The organism is Psychrobacter sp. 1U2, assembly GCF_051847575.1.
This window is the reverse complement of the sequence record NZ_JBPYDC010000143.1, coordinates 1-1,646: the sequence shown is the minus strand read 5'-3', so window position 1 is coordinate 1,646 and position 1,646 is coordinate 1. Positions and strand designations below refer to the sequence as shown.

General features: G+C 40.6%; 2 protein-coding genes. Both read right to left on the bottom strand.

The window, feature by feature from the left end:
* A partial coding sequence (locus ACS8FD_RS13930; RefSeq protein WP_439276309.1) for a GTP-binding protein occupies positions 1-177 on the bottom strand: 177 nt, incomplete at its 3' end.
* Positions 178-532: 355 nt separating this feature from the next.
* A partial coding sequence (locus ACS8FD_RS13925) for an OmpA family protein (protein WP_439276308.1) occupies positions 533-1,646 on the bottom strand: 1,114 nt, incomplete at its 5' end.

Genomic DNA, 1,646 nt, shown 5'->3' with positions numbered 1-1,646 from the left:
AATAGTAATACCACGTTCTTGCTCAATATCACCTGAATCCATTGCACGTTCAGCAATGTTTGCACGATCGCCAAAAGTACCAGATTGATGTAATAGTTTATCAACTAGAGTTGTTTTACCATGATCAACGTGGGCAATAATTGCAATATTACGCAGGTGTTTGATATCGTTCGCCATATAAAATGCTCGTTTCGTCTTAATAAAATGCAGTAGCAGTAAGCGCCGCTGGAGAATCTTTTATCATAAAGCAGATAGTTGTTTTTACTTTACTATAGAGTGACTACGCAAGAGGGGTAGTGAAATAAAAAATACTGGCAAAGTAAGATTTTCTACTGATAAATCCATCATACAGATAGCTATGCTAATGTACACTTTGTCAATTTACAAAGTGTTTGGGCGGCTAGTATAACATTATTAGATTATAAATTTATGCAATAAGTTATTTATCTCACAGTATAAACAAAAAAAAGCCACCTAATAGGCAGCTTTTTTTGTAACTATACAATCTAGAACATAACTAATTGGCTATATATTATTGAATAACCATGTCTTTAGTTTGTTCAACAGTCATTGTTTTGTCACCAGTGATGATGGCATAAACACGACGGTTCATTGCACGACCTTCTTCAGTATCGTTTGGTGCGATTGGGCGGTCATAACCGTAACCAACTGTTGATAGACGGTTTGGAGCGATACCAAATTCGTTAGTCAACATAGATTTCACAGCCACAGCACGAGCTTCAGATAGACGTTGGTTGTAACGTGCTGAAGGACCAGTTTTAGAAGCATGACCTTCTACGCGAGCGCTAGAGTTAGGATACTCACGCATCTTCTCTGCTACTTTAGCGATTTCAGTTTTGTACTGGTCTTTGATAGCTGATTTGTCGTTATCAAAGAATACACGTAGCTCCATTTTTAGCTCATCAGTAATATCTACTGCTACTGGGCAACCGCGCTCATCAACTACGACGTTCATAGGAGTGCCTGGGCATTCGTCGATGCTATCAGGTACACCGTCGCCGTCTGAATCAACATCTTGCTCAACCACTACTACTGGTGGAACAGACACTTCTGGCTCAACTTGTGGTGGTACAGCTACTGTTGGTGATAAATGGCCACCAAGTACAACTTCTAGACCGGCCAATGCCATGCCTTCCCACCAGTTGTTATCAAAGTTGTGAATCGCACGAGCTTCACCACGTAGGCTTAGCGCGTCGTTGATGCGATACATAGCACCTAGACCTAGGTTACCGATAGTATCTTTTGATGATGATACTTCAGTACCAGCTGGAACTTCACCTACAGAAGAACCTTGTTCTTCATTATAAGTTTCTTGGTTTTCTACTTCAATTTTAGATTGACCAGCACCAACTAATACATATGGTTTGAACGCGCTATCAGTATAACCAGTAAATTCTTCAGTACCGATTAAGAAGTTACCAGAGATCATCGTTTGTTCAACGTCAAAACGGTTAATACCAGCATCTGCAGAATCTTCAGACGCTTCACCATTAGTGTTTGATACGCCATACTCTACTTGGAACTGAGTAGAAGGAGTCAGCTCGATACCTAAAGCAGCACCAGTATATAGACCACTTTCTTTAGCTACGCCACCGTTGTCATTGCCACGGCTGCCATCGCCAATT